At 50.8% G+C, this 14,998-nt stretch carries 11 protein-coding genes; 2 read left to right on the forward strand and 9 right to left on the reverse strand.

Annotated elements, in window-relative coordinates; translation table 11 throughout:
- Positions 1-76: 76 nt before the first annotated feature.
- The 5 genes from V6W81_RS27545 to V6W81_RS27565 form a co-directional block, all read right to left on the reverse strand.
- The gene (locus V6W81_RS27545; RefSeq protein WP_338540997.1) at positions 77-2,425 is read right to left on the reverse strand and encodes a glycosyltransferase; all 2,349 of its coding nucleotides are present in this window, start codon (positions 2,423-2,425) and stop codon (positions 77-79) included.
- A 33-nt stretch (positions 2,426-2,458) separates the two neighbouring features.
- Positions 2,459-4,354, reverse strand: coding sequence for a glycosyltransferase (locus V6W81_RS27550; RefSeq protein ID WP_338540998.1), 1,896 nt, complete (start codon positions 4,352-4,354; stop codon positions 2,459-2,461).
- Positions 4,317-6,602, reverse strand: a complete 2,286-nt coding sequence (locus V6W81_RS27555; protein ID WP_338540999.1) for a glycosyltransferase — start codon at positions 6,600-6,602, stop codon at positions 4,317-4,319. The genes V6W81_RS27550 and V6W81_RS27555 overlap by 38 nt, the downstream gene beginning before the upstream one ends.
- Positions 6,603-6,683: 81 nt before the next feature.
- Positions 6,684-8,177: a DUF6385 domain-containing protein gene (locus V6W81_RS27560; RefSeq protein WP_338541000.1), complete on the reverse strand. Its 1,494-nt coding sequence runs from the start codon at positions 8,175-8,177 to the stop codon at positions 6,684-6,686.
- Positions 8,178-8,222: 45 nt separating this feature from the next.
- Positions 8,223-8,720, reverse strand: coding sequence for a DUF6385 domain-containing protein (locus V6W81_RS27565; RefSeq protein WP_338541001.1), 498 nt, complete (start codon positions 8,718-8,720; stop codon positions 8,223-8,225).
- A 220-nt stretch (positions 8,721-8,940) separates the two neighbouring features.
- Between V6W81_RS27565 and V6W81_RS27570 the strand changes: the two genes are divergently transcribed.
- The gene (locus V6W81_RS27570) at positions 8,941-9,498 is read left to right on the forward strand and encodes a hypothetical protein (protein WP_338541002.1); all 558 of its coding nucleotides are present in this window, start codon (positions 8,941-8,943) and stop codon (positions 9,496-9,498) included.
- A gap of 246 nt (positions 9,499-9,744) precedes the next feature.
- On the forward strand, positions 9,745-10,326 hold the full coding sequence (locus V6W81_RS27575) for a hypothetical protein (RefSeq protein ID WP_338541003.1): 582 nt from the start codon (positions 9,745-9,747) through the stop codon (positions 10,324-10,326).
- A gap of 156 nt (positions 10,327-10,482) precedes the next feature.
- On the opposite strand, the gene V6W81_RS27580 is transcribed toward V6W81_RS27575, so the two are convergent.
- The 4 genes from V6W81_RS27580 to V6W81_RS27595 all read right to left on the reverse strand — a co-directional run bounded on the left by V6W81_RS27580 (position 10,483) and on the right by V6W81_RS27595 (position 14,918).
- Complete coding sequence (locus tag V6W81_RS27580) at positions 10,483-11,787, reverse strand: MFS transporter (protein WP_338541004.1); 1,305 nt, start codon at positions 11,785-11,787, stop codon at positions 10,483-10,485.
- 68 nt (positions 11,788-11,855) lie between these two features.
- A complete protein-coding gene (locus tag V6W81_RS27585) occupies positions 11,856-13,034 on the reverse strand; it encodes a winged helix-turn-helix domain-containing protein (RefSeq protein ID WP_338541005.1) in 1,179 nt (392 codons plus the stop codon).
- Positions 13,035-13,194: 160 nt separating this feature from the next.
- A complete protein-coding gene (locus tag V6W81_RS27590; protein ID WP_056701790.1) occupies positions 13,195-13,989 on the reverse strand; it encodes an ABC transporter ATP-binding protein in 795 nt (264 codons plus the stop codon).
- 2 nt (positions 13,990-13,991) lie between these two features.
- A complete protein-coding gene (locus V6W81_RS27595) occupies positions 13,992-14,918 on the reverse strand; it encodes an ABC transporter permease (RefSeq protein ID WP_338541006.1) in 927 nt (308 codons plus the stop codon).
- Between the last annotated feature and the right edge of the window lie 80 nt (positions 14,919-14,998).

Here is a 14,998-nt window from a genome sequence, read left to right on the forward strand (position 1 = left end):
GTTCAAACAGATCGGTTTTCAGTATCCAGAAGATGGGGTGAAGATCGAAATGAGTAGCGGACTTTGGGAACACCCTCTATAAGTGTACCCACAGCAGCTGGCATTGCGCTGCATAGCTGTCAGCAGTGGTTGCGCCAGGGGCTGTCAGGCGCAACAATGCACGCACGCCCGGCGTAATGGTTGTCGCCGGGCGGCCTGCGGCGGTGGCTTGCAGCGAGCTGCGCTGGGCCAATTCGGCCCATGCACGCGCGGCAGGCCGCCGCCCTGCGAGCAACGCGAGCGTGCCCGCCACAAGTGCCTCCGCTGTGCGGATGGCGGCGGGCACTTCGTCCGCGAAGGGCTGCCCTGCGGCTGGAGGCTCGCCGCCGCAGAGCTGAAGCAGCCCTTCGCGGACACTCGCGGGTGCGCGCAGCACCCCGCAGCGTGCCGCAGGCGCAAGCGCCGCGAGCAGCGCCGGTGCAGCGCCGGGCGGCAACGCCGCCAGCAGGCGCAGCCATGCCGGCCAGGCGCCCGTGCGCGCAAGCGCATCGGCGGCGGCGTGCACGGCGGCCTGCGGTGCTTGCGCCGGGCTTGCGGCGGCGGGCGCTTGGTCGCCGCCGTCGCCGCATGGCGCGGGCTCGCGCAGCAGCGCCTCCGCTGCGCCGGCTGCCGCAGTCCACGGCGCTGCAGCCGCATGACGTTGAGCGAGGCCAGCGGCACGCGCACCGCCTGCTGACTCGCCTGCTACTGCGCCTACAGTGCCTACATCACCTACTTTCCCTGCTACATCACTTGCTGACTCGCCTGACTCGCCTACTTTGCATGCTACTGCGCCTACAGTGCCTACATCACCTACTTTCCCTGCTACATCACCTGCTGACTCGCCTGACTCGCCTACTTTGCATGCTACTGCGCCTACATCGCCTACATCACCTGCATCGTCTGCTACTACGCTTGCTACATCGCCTACATCGCCTGCATCGCCTGCTACTACGCTTGCTGCATCGCCTGCACCGCCTGCTGACTCGCCTGGCGTTGCGGCAGGCACACCGCGCCGCTTGCAGGCGAGCGCCCACAGCGCCAGCGTTGCTGCTGGCCCGTGCTGCGCATGCGACGCCCAAGGGCGCAACGCCACCTCGGCGACGGCATCTTCGCCGAGCTGAGCTCGTGCAAGCCCCGATGCCAGCGGCTGTGCCTGCATCACACCGGCGAGCGAGCCCGCATGGCGCAACAGCCATTCTGGCCGATGTGCATCCAGCGCGGTCTGGAGCATCACCTGCCATGCCACTAATGGCAGGTGATGCCTTGCAACAACGCGTGCCACCGCGTTTGGCCGCTCCGTAACCGCAGCTAACCACAGTAGCCGCTGCCATGCGGCCATGCTGTCTGACTTGGTCGCAATTGCGGCAGTGTAGGCTTCTTCTGCCTGCTGCCACTGACCTAGCTGTTCATACGCCATGCCTTCTAAGATCAAGCTGCGATATGATCCAGCTCCCGAAACGGACGTGTACTTTGAGCCTGATCCAGCAACGGACTTGGCATGTCGCAACCAATCCAGCGCGTCTTCTTCATGTCCCAGATCCAGCTGGAGCACAGCTCCAAGCTCCAATAGATCGGGAAAGTCCTCATACACCGGTGCCCAGGCTTGCACAATAGCTAGCGCCCGTTCGGGATGTCCGTATTCTCGCCAGGCATACGCCGTCTTGAGCACCAGATCAGAGTGGTAGCCACACCCTAGTTCTAGTTCTGCCAGTAGAGGAACTAATAACCGCAATGCTTCCTCATAATTTCCTTGTTGAAACCACTCGGCAGCGAGTGCATACAACAATTCAGGTTGGTCTGGGGTTTGATTCAGAGCGGAGCGGATTAACCGCATATTCCGCTCTATTTTATTTTTGCTCGTAATGACCCTATCTAGATATCCATCATGTAGAATCTCTAGCTCACACGCTGCAATCCCCTGTGGTGCGAAGGCATAGATAGAAGAAGCGACCTCTTCATGAATCGTTCCTTTAAAGGCGATCCGAGGATCGTTCCGAAATAGACGACACACCACATCTGTTACTCGTTCTTCACCGGAGTGACCGAGCAGGCTTGTCACTTGTATCCAATATCCCCATATCTCATCCTGACCACTTGATACTAGACGCTCCAGCTCAGCACGCATTGACTCGGTTGGCAGCCATACTTCATCTGCATCCAGCACTAAAATCCACGGATTTGTCGCTAAGGCGAGGGATTGATTACGCGCTCTAGCGAAATCCCCCGACCAGGCGGCATGCATTACGATTGCACCATAGCGACGGGCAATATCAGGTGTATCATCGGTTGATCCTGTGTCCACAACGATGATCTCATCGACCACATTATGGACTGCGTTCAGACACCGCTCAAGATGCTGCGCTTCATCCTTAACGATCATGCACAAGCTGATTCCCATCCCCATGTTTATCCCCGCCCTTATCCGCCTCTACTCTACTTAAGACCCGAAACCATCCGGCCCTGGCAGTTCCAATCGAAGTCGTTGTACCAGTGGCCAACACCGCTGCCGTTGTCCATTTATGCCTTCACTCCACTCACGAAGCTGTTCATCCGCTGCACTTACGAGCCCACGAACCAACCAACTCGTACCCGCTACCGTATTGGCTGCCCCGGCAAAAGGCTCCTCTGCTTGCTCCTGACGCGTCTCTCCCCCCGGTGAGACCTCAATCGCGAGCTGTTGCCGACCCATCTGAATGAGTGCATGAAGCTCTTGCCATTGACCTGATTGCACACATCCTTCCATCAGCAACCCAAATGCCTGCCATCCCTCATACCCGCCGTTAGCTGATTTCCCTTTGGTCACAGGTGGATTACTCACCTCAGCCTTGCCTTCCTGCCCTTCTCCCCCCAGTCCATCCGGCTTGGAATGACGATAGAGCCAATTGCATAGTTCATCCTTACCTTCTATGGATCTTCCTTGAGCCCAATGTAATCGATCGAGCCAGCTGGTTGCTTGCTCTGCGTACAGACCCTTTTTACGCTGAATTGGCTCCAGTTTGAGTCTGGCAGCCTTCCATTTCCCAAGTTGAATCTGAAGCAGAGCCTCTGCCATGGATAGTCGTTCTCGCTTCTCAACTGGATCTGCCGATGATGCAAGCTCCGCTATCCACTCGACTGCTGCCTCATAACAGCGACTTTGCTCCATCACACCCAGCACTTTGTATATCGCTTCTTCCGATTCCAGTGCAAAGCGTTCTCTAATCAGCTCGGGGATCTGCTGCTCTTGTCCCGATACCCGCATGATACGGAATATTCGGTATAGCGGGGGCAACAGGCTCGATTGGGCACGAACAGCCTCTACGTAGGCATCTACTGCACCCTCCAGATCTGCCTTCCCCTCCAGCAATCTGCCCAGCGTGTACCACGTCTGATAGGTTCCAAGACCTTCTTCGGTATGGTACATCGGCGGCGGCGCTCCCAACCGAATAGTTTCACGTAGCCAGAACTCTGCCTTCTCTACATGTCCAAGCGCATCTTCACATACCCCGCGATGATGGTGTAAGTCCGTATAATCCGGGAATAGCTCCAGCGCTGCATCAATATGCTCCAATGCCTCCTGCCAGCGATTCAGATGCTCCAGACATCGAATCTCATACTTGCATAGCAGATGTGCATAGCTAGTTACCGTTGGATCAATACCCGCCTTAGCCACACCAAATGTCTTTAGTGCCCGCTCCGCTTCACCTAGACGCAAATATTCAACACCCAGATTATAATGATGAAACGGCTGATCCGGCTCTTCCTTGACCGCTTGTTCTAACAGACGTAAATTGCGATTGACTTTGTCTTTGTGCTCCACCACAGCCGTCTGATAGCCGTAATGATGAATGATCATATCGGTTAGGTGAAACGCAGCCTCTGGATTTCTCCGGCAGATAGCTGCCGCGATCTGTTCATGTATCCGTCCTTCAAATCGATGTTCCGGCGCATTTCTGAATAGTCTCAACACCGGATTAACGGTAGCCCCTTGCTGACCCGAACCTGTATAGTTATGGATATTTAAAAACAATCCGTCACATCCGCTGACTGCCGTCCAGCTCCTGATCTGCTCCTGAGCAGCCTGATCCAGTGCTTCATCCGCATCCAGAAAGAGAATCCAATCGCCGGAAGCTCGCGCGAGTCCAGCATTACGTGCCGCGGCAAAATCATCGCTCCACGCCAAATGCACAACCATTGCTCCATACGACTCCGCAATCGCTACACTGCGATCTGAGGAACCTGTGTCTACAATGATGATTTCATCGACTGCTGCTTGCACACTGTCCAAGCATTGAGGCAGCCACTGTTCCTCATCCTTAACGATCATGCATAGCGAAATGAGATTGTTCGGCAACTTGATTCCTCCTTTCCTTCGCATGGAAGACCGTACGCCAAGGAAGCCCCTCAGCAAGCCGCAATTTTTGCTCCAGCACCGTCAGTTGAGCTGTCAGCTCAGCGACAGAAGGAGAGCGTGTTATCTCCTGCTTCATGATCTCCGTAGCCAACTGCAAATAACAGAGAGACGCACCTGCTCTGGCTCGCTGTAATCCTGGTTCTTGCTCCAGCGCTTGTTGGAACAGAGCTAGAGCTTGATCGTAATGCCCTCTGGTATACACCGTTTCCCCGAGAACGAATAGACTCTGCGCCTGTAGCTCACCTTCTGCCATACACTGAATTAACATCTCGGCTGCTGCCATCGTATATCCGGTGCGATACAGTACCTCGGCGATCCATTGCTTGTGCAACAAACGTTCATGAGGTTCTACATACAGCTCTGCGACCTTCATATGCAACCGTTTCGCAAGGGATAACTGTCCTGTCTGCACAGCCCGTTCTATGATTGTTTTTGCTAATGTTCGTACGCCTGCTGCAACTTGCGATGTAATTACCTTTTGGCTATCTCCGTCTTGCTGAATAATGCGCTCATTCTGATCGCAAAGCAGACTATCCAATGCTCTCCATGTAGAGCTTTCCTCTGGTTCAGTTACAGCCAGAAACGAGGATGGTAACGCTGCACCATGAGCCCAGCACGCTACTGCCCAGTCCATTTTCAGCTCAGACGCTTTAAATACAAGATGATCGTCCCCATCCCTATACTGCCTTTCCGCCCATTCTTGCACTGCGGACACCCTGTTCGCACACAACATCCAGTGCACGAGGTCAGCTTCCGGTACGCCATGGTTGCGATCCTGTTCTTGCAGAAGATGAAGTGCATGTTCGTATGCTCCACAGGAGGCAAGCGCTTGAATAACCTCCGTTATATCCCGATCAGCTTCAACGACAACTCGTTGCAGTTGTTCCTTCCATTGGTCTTTCCATCCCGTCTTCAATTGTTCAGCAATCCGTTCATCTGGCTCACCCGACTGTTGTAGCACATCAGCCAAACCTCTCCACGCTGGTGTATAGGTTGGCATACTAACTAACGCAAGCTTATATAATTGAGCTGCTTCTTGCAGGAATCCTTTTTTCTGCGCTAACCGCCCCATCGCTGTATAGGGTTTATAGGTAGCCGAACCCTGCTCTGTAACATAAGCTGGCTCGGATTGAACCCCATGTCCTTTATCGCTAGTGCTCTGCAATTCAATCTTCGTTATGTTCTCTGATGTTCCATTGTCTGTATGATGCTCAACTGCTTCTGCATAAACCTGATAAGCGCGTTCTTCCAAACCCTGCTGCTGCAACGTCTCCCCGAACAATAGATGCAGATCCGCATAGCCCCAATAACGCTGTCTCTCTACAGCCAGAAGTCCATGTGCTTCATCGTAACGTTCCAGCACGACAAGCACCTTCGTATAGTCTCGAACCAAGGTTGGACGATAAGGTGCTTCCAGCGGAGTCGATTGAAGAGATTGCGCGAATGCTTCTGTCGCCTTCTCCACATCTCCTAGCTGGCAGTACGTTACACCGAGATTATAGAGGTGAAAAGGATGCTCTGGTTGTTCTGCAAGCTGCTTCTGTAACAGCTTGAGATTGCGACGTGGTTTGTGTCCGGTCTCCATAGTAGACGGCAAGTAACCGTCATGCATGATCACTAATGGAGCGAGAGGTTCCTGCTCCACGAATACACCTTTTGCTATTTCAGCAGACAGCTCGCTTTCTACACTTGCACCCGCAGTTATCGCTCTTTCTCTATCTCCTACGGTGCCACGAACGAGCTGTTCATGGATCCGTCCAATGTACCGGTATCCTCGACCTGCTCGGAAGAGACGGACAGGCTGAAACAACACGTTCGCTTGCTCCTGTTCGCCGATTCGATTGATTATGGTGACTCGCAATTTGGTAATGCTAGGCTCAACCGTTGGAAGGAACGCAAGTAGCTCATCAATCCCTTCTACGGCATATTCATCCGCATCCACACACAGAATCCAGTCCGTACTCGCCAGCGGCAGACTGATATTACGGGCAGAAGCAAAGTCCTCATCCCACTTCGCATGCAGCACCGTTGCCTGATGTTGTCTAGCAATCTCAACCGTGCGATCTATGGAGCCGGTATCTGTAACAAAGCATTCACTTGCAAGTGATTGGAAGCTGCCCAGACAACGGGGCAGGTAATGTTCTTCATTTTGCACAATCATGTGGATTCCGACTAACCCTTGCTTCACAGCACCATCACCTCCTATGCCAAAAAAATACATGGAGCCCACAAAAGCGGACTCCATGTACCTATATGATGATCGATCGGGTTATGTGCCTTGTCCATTGAAGATGACATCAATTGTTGTGGGTGATCCGATGAGACTGGAACGATAGGATAGGCGTGTATATTTGAGGAAGCGCTGTGGCACCAATACATCCACCGATCCAGATAATATGCCTGTGACGGTTGTTACATCGGTGTACCAGTTCGTTCCGTTAGCACTGATCTCAACGCGAGCATCCACCCGATTGACTCCTGGACCTCGGTTATATACGAAGAAGGAATACGTTCCGAATACACTGGTGGTCACTGCCGGAAGGGCTGTAAAAGCATTCGCGGTCGGTGTACCAATAAGTTGTGATTCCTGAAAGCTCTTCTGTGATATAGAAGTTACGCTGCTTAGTGTTCCCGCTGTGATGGTTGCGCCAAGCACACTGGTAATGGTTCCATTCAGTAGATTGGTCAACGTTCCTGCCGTGATGGTGGCTCCCAGAACACTTGTGATTGTACCGTTCAGTAAGTTCGTTAACGTTCCGGCAGTCACGGTTGCTCCGAGTACGCTCGTAATGGTGCCGTTCAGCAGGTTTGTTAACGTTCCTGCGGTAATGGTCGCTCCGAGTACACTTGTAATCGTACCATTCAGCAAGTTGTTTAACGTTCCTGCCGTGATGGTAGCTCCGAGCACGCTTGTAATTGTACCGTTCAGCAAATTGCTCAGCGTTCCCGCTGTAATCGTGGCGCCAAGCACACTGCTAATCGTACCCGCTGTGATGGTTGCTCCAAGTACACTCGTAATCGTACCGTTCAGCAAATTGCTCAGCGTCCCCGCTGTAATCGTAGCACCAAGCACACTTGTGATTGTACCATTCAACAGGTTCGTCAACGTCCCTGCCGTTACCGTCGCACCGAGTACACTCGTAATCGTTCCCGCTGTAATCGTGGCACCGAGCACATTCGTGATCGTACCATTCAACAGGTTCGTCAACGTTCCTGCCGTTACCGTCGCGCCGAGTACACTGGTGATCGTTCCGGCTGTAATCGTTGCGCCAAGTACACTCGTGATCGTACCGTTCAACAGGTTGGTCAGCGTTCCTGCTGTGACGGTCGCACCGAGCACACTCGTAATGGTTCCCGCTGTAATGGTTGCCCCAAGTACACTCGTGATCGTACCATCCAACAGGTTCGATAGCGTTCCTGCCGTGATCGTTGCTCCGAGCACGCTGGTAATTGTACCATTCAATAAATTGGTCAGTGTTCCCGCCGTCACTGTAGCTCCCAGCACACTATTGATGGTACCAGCTGTAATCGTTGCGCCAAGGACACTTGTAATGGTTCCGTTGAGAATGTTCGTAATCGTTCCTGCATTAATCGTAACGGTAGTCAAACCTGAGATGTTACTGATTGTCCCGTCCAAAATAATACCGACCACATTGCCGCTTGTATCGGTTCTGACAGGTTGAGCTGTCCCCGTGCTATCCTGACCGAAGATCAAGGTTCGCAAGTTATCGGGATTGGTATTAAACGTTGTAAAGTTAGGCATGCGCCTCGTCCTCCTCCCTGGTCATATCTGTCTTGATATACCCCTTTACCGCACACGTTGTGCCTGAAAATAAACATCGAGCCTTGTTGGTTGATCTGGCTGAACCGATTGAATAACCAGCCGGGTATAGTGTAAAAATCGCTGTGGCACCAAAGCCTTCGTCTGACCTCCCGCGATCACCTCCTGGCTGTCCACGGCATAATCCACGGCATTGGGGCTGACTTGAATCTGCACAAGTGCCGGATGTTCACCCCGGTTCACGATGCCATATGTGTACATGCTGAGCGATGAGGTATCCTGTGCCGGCAGAGGTTGGGTCGTATTTTGGGTCATGGCTCCGACATACGTATGCTCGGTAAAACAGTGAGTAGCACCAGGGAGTTTGGTATGTGAGGAAGTACCCTGCTTGAACCGAGGACGCGTAATCCGGGAACAAGGGGGTTTCAGCAATTTAGCGCGGCAGGAACGACGAGGTTGGCGGCGGTTTGCATATTTAGTTGAGGGATGCGTTTTTTTCTTGCATCGCTTCGCTGTTCGACTCATCTCAATTTCCCCTTAAAAAATGTGCTTCCGCATCGTATGCCTTTATTTAAAATACGGGCACGGCATCTGCCGCTATTTCCAGTTTTCCTCATTTTGTCCCAAACCCTTCATCCGTTTCCCTCATACAATGCAAGTACAATGAAGCATACGAGAGAAGGCTTGTTCTAGAGCTTGTTGATTCTGATTTTTGGAGCAATCTCTATAGCTATAGGGTGATCTATTGGTCGTAAGGGAGGTGGAAGAGATAACGAACTATAATGTGTTCAATCAGTCGAACGGCCCTTTATTCACACAGTTGACGAATACATTCTCCGCTCCTGGTATTGAGGCTTCGGCAGAGAGCGGAGCCGCGGCGGCTGGTAGTTTTTTTGCACTGACTACGAATAACTCCTCCATTCCCTCCAACCAAAACCTTCTGCTACAGATCATTAATGCGGCTGGCAGTGGCAGAACGATACGGATATCAAGCATACTTGGAGGCGCCACAGCGGCGGCAACCTTGGTTATATATTCGGGGGGAACAGTGACCGCAGGAAGCACTCCCGTTCCAGTCAACACCTTACTTGGTAATGCCAACGCCAGTGTAGTCACCACAAGGCAAAATACAGGTACACTCGGCGGTGCATTCACAAGTCTCATCAGTATTCCGTTAACGGCTGGCATGTATATGCTGGATTTTAATGGTGCGCTCGTTGTTCCTCCGGGACAAACATTATCGATTAGTCTGGGTACGGGGAATCAGACCGCAGCGATCAATCTATCGTGGTGGGAATTCTAATCTACTTATAATGCGTGTTCAAAAAGGACGGTTTTCAGTACCGAGAAGATGGGATGAAGATAGAAATGGAGTAGCGGAGCGTAGGCAAAACGACGTGAGCAACTACATTGTTTCCAAAGGAAACAACCTTCGTAAGGATCTACCTATTTCGGCTGAATCCCAACTTCGATGCTGAGATGCCTTAGGGCATCCTTCGTAATCAAAAGCGGACTTTTGGAACAACTTCTTATAAAGGTGGTGTATACTGTGCCGAATAATAATGTATTCAACCCTTTAAGTCAGCCCGTCTATACCTCCAATACAAACACCTTTACTTCCCCCGGCATTGTTGCTCCACCTGAGACGGATGCCGGCAACACAGGCAATCTATATAACGCGGGTTCAACCAACTCAACCACGCTTGGATTGTTAGGAGGTAGCGTCATTGCAACGGTGCAACTAACCAATCCTGTGGGTAGCGGTAGAACCCTGTATGTATCACGACTCTCTGGCGGGATTACGGTAGGGCTCAATCTTCTGTCTTCCTTTAGTGGTTCGATGACGCTAAGCGCTAATGGCACACTAACCTCACCGACCACCATAGCCGCAGTGAACAGCAATCTATCCAGCACGAATACCAGCGTTGCAACAGTACGTACCTCTGCTTCCGCTCCCACTGGAGCGACTACAATCATGTCGATGCCTCTACAGGCTGGGCCATTTGCATCGAGCGTATGGGGGCAATATGTTGTTCCCCCAGGTCAGTCGATCAACCTGACTGTTAGTGGCTCCCTTTCCGTTGCGGGCTTACTAGCCTCAACTGCTTACTTTGCTTGGTGGGAAGTGTAGCATAGCAAAGCAATTCTTCTTGCTACTCTGATGCATGCTACGCTATGCATGCCAAAGAACAGCCGCTTCTGGTGAAAACCAGCTAGCGGCTGTTCTTGTTTTAATTTAAAGCATCCCATCGTGATCAAGTTGGTCGCAAATGATAGCGGGTCAAACTTATTCTTGTAAGGCAGCAACGGGAGATTTCCCCTCTGACCATAAGACACGTTGCAGTACGATGCCTATGACCCCAATCATAAATGTGGCAATACCGATGTATTGGAACGCCGGGCTCGCCCCGGCTGACCGAATCAAAATCCCCCCTACAAGGGGAGCAACAACCAGCACCACACTGGATAAGGAATTTTGAATACCGAACACTCGGCCTGTGAAGGCAGGAGGGGTTTCCTTTTGCAACAGATAATTCAGTGTAACCATAGACAGCCCGTTGCCTAGTCCAATACACACGCCCCAGACGATGACCCAGATCTCTGGGGTTAACGGTGTTACCCAACCTAAGGCAGCAATACCGATTCCAATAAATATAAAACCGCCTCCTAAACCCCAACCATAACCGATTCGTGGCAGACGATTCAGCAACAGAATTACGACAACTGCACCCGCTCCCACGGATGAAGCCAACCAACCAAGTAACGATTCATTTCCAGGCTTGATTGCCCGAAACAGTGTTGTAAACTGATAATCAATCATCAGAATGGCTAGTAAGCCAAAACAACCAAACACAATCGTGGTCAGTAGGATTCGCCTACTTCTAATAAAGTTCCACCCTTTAACCCACTGTGTGAGCACCGATTCGATTTCTGTACTAGTCTGCTCAGGCTGTCCATCACCTTCCAGTCGCTTCGGCTGTTCTAGCTGTCGTAATGGCCACAATACTAAGCCTGATATGAGACGGGTACACGCGTTAATGACAATGCAGAGTTGAGGTGAAAATACAGCCAAAATGACAGCGCCCAGCAGCGGCCCTGCAACTTTAGAACACTGTGCAACAAAGCCATTTAGAGAAGATGCCTGAAATAGATGCTCCTCTGATACCACCTGGCGGGTTAGTGCCTGTTGGGCTGGAATATGGAATACTCCCATCATGGCTCGCAGGGTAAGAAGCGGCAGCAGCCATATCGCACTAGGAGCGAACAGAATAGCAATAGTTAGCACAACAGTAATTACATCACAGAGTAACATGATTCTAACTTTGTGAAACCGATCTGCGAGCGTACCTGCGACAGAACCCAGCAATATACCCGGAACCGCCATGCATACAGGAATCAACGCGATGATTAACGGATCAGCACCCCACCGATAAGCGACCATGACCTGAATTGCTAGTGCATCGAACCAATCTCCGAAAGTAGCAAGCGCGTATGCAATAAACATGCGAACAAACTGAAAATTACGCCATAACCCTTTGGATGAATTGAACGGACTTGGCGATCCGTTAGATTCTTTGTTTGTACTCGTCATTATGCAGTATTCCTCCCTTGATTACAGCCGCGATCCACGGTAAGTTCTTGACTGTAATCATACGAGAGTTATATCAGAGGAAGATCAGAGGCGGGAGGAAATGTGGACAAAAAACTGCGGACTTCATCAACAATTTGCTGTCCGTACACAGGCACGCCGAATTCTTTGGCAATCTCAGCATAGACTTGTTGATATTTAGTGAGCAGGCGTCCCTGAACACGGTGATGTGCCATGAATAATAATACTTGATGTGCAGAAATGATATATAACGGTGCATTCAATGTCATTTTTAGGACATCCAGTCCATCATCAATTCTAGGCTCCGCTTCAAGGAAACGTCCCTGCCTTAACAGCCAAAATCCTTCCATGATCTGAAACCGCCCAATTTCACGCAAATAAGGAGCATCCTTCAAACCTGCTCGTAAAATTTCCATCTGCTCCTCCACCCGTTCACCACTACCACCCCAAAGCTCGACATACAATTCAGACAGTGCGACAGGTAGCTTGAAGTTGACCAGGTTGTCTGTTTGAATAACACGATGCGTCTCTAATAGCTGTGTCTTAGCTTGTTGATATTGCCCTACCTCTGCATACACTTCAATAATATTTAGAATGCGGAGTTCTCGAAGCCGATCTGTGGATAATGCAGATGAACGCAATACCCTTTCATATAGGGCTAACGTTTCCGCCGGTTCAATCAGAACATGAACAAAAATCAACAGCCAATAGAAACGCTCCTCAAACAGAACTTCCTCCGTTGTAATCAACCATTTCAAATCTCCCATAATAAAATGTATATATTGTTGATAGAAAGGATCGATCTGTATGCCCAGAGCATCCTGTTGATTAACAAGCGTTAAGAGCGACTTCCCTTGTCCAAATAGATGGTATTTACGGAACAGCTCATGAACCACATCTCGCGTTTCCTGATCTAGCGTCGAAGGATTGGAGGGTAATGATGCTTTATTCATTTGAATGGCAAGTCGATAGCCATATCCACGCACTGTATCCAGATGAACTTCGTCCCAATGACTCAGTTTTTTGCGCAAACGGTAGATATGATCATCCACGGTACGCTCAACCGGATATTCTAATGGCCACACCCGATCAAGTAGTTGACTACGAGTAAATGCTCTCTCTTTGTTTTGATACAGAAAATACAGTAGTGCAAATTCCTTTGCAAGCAGACAGATCGATTCCGACCGCCTTGTCACCGTATAGGTTCCTTCATCAAATTGCAAAGACATGCTGAGATCCTCCTATGTAAACTTACTAACCCAAGTCACTTGGGTTTTACACTTTTCTATGGTTTTCAACATACCACAAAAAAACCCTTTGCGATAACGCAAAAGGTTTTGGTTTGAGTAACCCGTTAACTTGCTTCGCTTTTAGACATATGTCGTAGCTTTAGCCAAGGACTACGCGGTCATCTGCCATTTTCTTACCACTAATGCGTTCGAACTCGCCAAGCAGCTCAGAGACGGTCAGTGTGCGCTTGCGTTCTTCGCTAACATCCAGAATAATTCGGCCTTTGTCCATCATGATCAGACGGTTCCCCAGGCGAATCGCCTGCTCCATGTTATGCGTGACCATAAGCGTAGTCAGTCTCATCTCACGAACTAACGTCTCGGTTAGCTCCGTAATCAGTTCCGCCCGTGAAGGATCTAGCGCTGCCGTGTGCTCATCGAGCAGCAGAATCTGCGGCTGCGTGAATGTGGCCATGAGCAGACTAAGTGCTTGACGCTCCCCGCCAGACAACAGACCTACCTTGGCATTCGGCCGTTTCTCAAGTCCAATACCCAGCTTCTCTAGCTGAGCGTTGAAAATTTCCCGTCTTGCACGGGTAACCCCAAAGCCAAGTCCACGTCCCTTGCCACGCTTATAGGCCATCGCCATATTTTCTTCAATGGACATATGCGGTGCGGTACCTGCCATCGGATCCTGGAACACCCTGCCGATCCAGCTGCTGCGCTTATGCTCTGGCAGGTTCTTGATCGAACGGTCATGGATCAGCACATCGCCCATATCCGGTTTCATCACACCTGATATGATGTTCATCAGCGTGGACTTCCCTGCTCCATTACTGCCAATTACGGTGACGAAATCTCCCGGGTTCATCGTTAGATTCACACCAACCAGCGCCGTCTTCTCATCCGTTGTGCCTGGATTGAACAGCTTGGTAACTTGTGTAATGTCCAGCATGATCACATGCCTCCCTTCGTCGCCCTTTGACCTGTCGATTGCATCAGCTCTTGCATTCTTCTGCGTGCCAGCTTCTTTTGTTTCATTGAGCGGCGCATGGAAGGGAATACGAGAGCGATAATAACAATAACAGCAGTAATCAATTTCATGTCAGACGTATCGAACCAAGGCACTTCAAGTGCGATTGCCACAACAATCCGATAAATAATCGAACCAACCACGGCCGCCAGCGTTGCCCAGAATACAGTTCGTGCCCCTAGAATCGCTTCTCCGATAATAACTGAGGCAAGTCCGATAACGATCATACCAATTCCCATTGTAATATCTGCAAAGCCAGCTTGCTGCGCAATAAATGCTCCAGACAAAGCAACCAATCCGTTGGACAGGCTGACACCAACAATAGTCGTTACATCGGTATTGGCTCCAAAACTTCGGATCATACGTTTGTTATCCCCTGTTGCACGAAGCGCAAGTCCGATATCTGTTTTCATAAACAGATCCAGCATGATCTTGAATAGCAGTACAACGATGATAATGATGACCATGACATGTTCTCCCGAGAACGGACTGTCCATCCCCATAATGGACTTATTCGGTGCTCCGCCCAGAATACGCAGGTTGATGGAGTACAGGGCAATCATCATCAGGATACCGGATAACAAGCCATTAATCTTACCCTTCGTATGAAGCAATCCCGTACATATACCAGCCAACATGCCCCCACCCATTGCTGCAAGACAGGCGAGCCAAGGAGAGAAATCGTTCGAGATCATCACCGCCGCAATGGCTCCTCCTGTCGTAAAACTCCCGTCAACGGTGAGATCGGGGAAGTCGAGGATTCGGAACGTAATATATACGCCGAGTGCCATTAATGCATATAACAGACCGAGCTCTATCGCTCCTTCAATTGAACTCCAGCTTATACTCACGTTGCTTCCTCCCTATTTATTGAAAAGAATGAGGCGAACCGACCTGCATGTTCGCCTCGTTCCACTCACCCGGTTATGCC

This window comes from Paenibacillus tundrae, assembly GCF_036884255.1.
In the GTDB taxonomy this organism is placed as follows: Bacteria; Bacillota; Bacilli; order Paenibacillales; family Paenibacillaceae; genus Paenibacillus.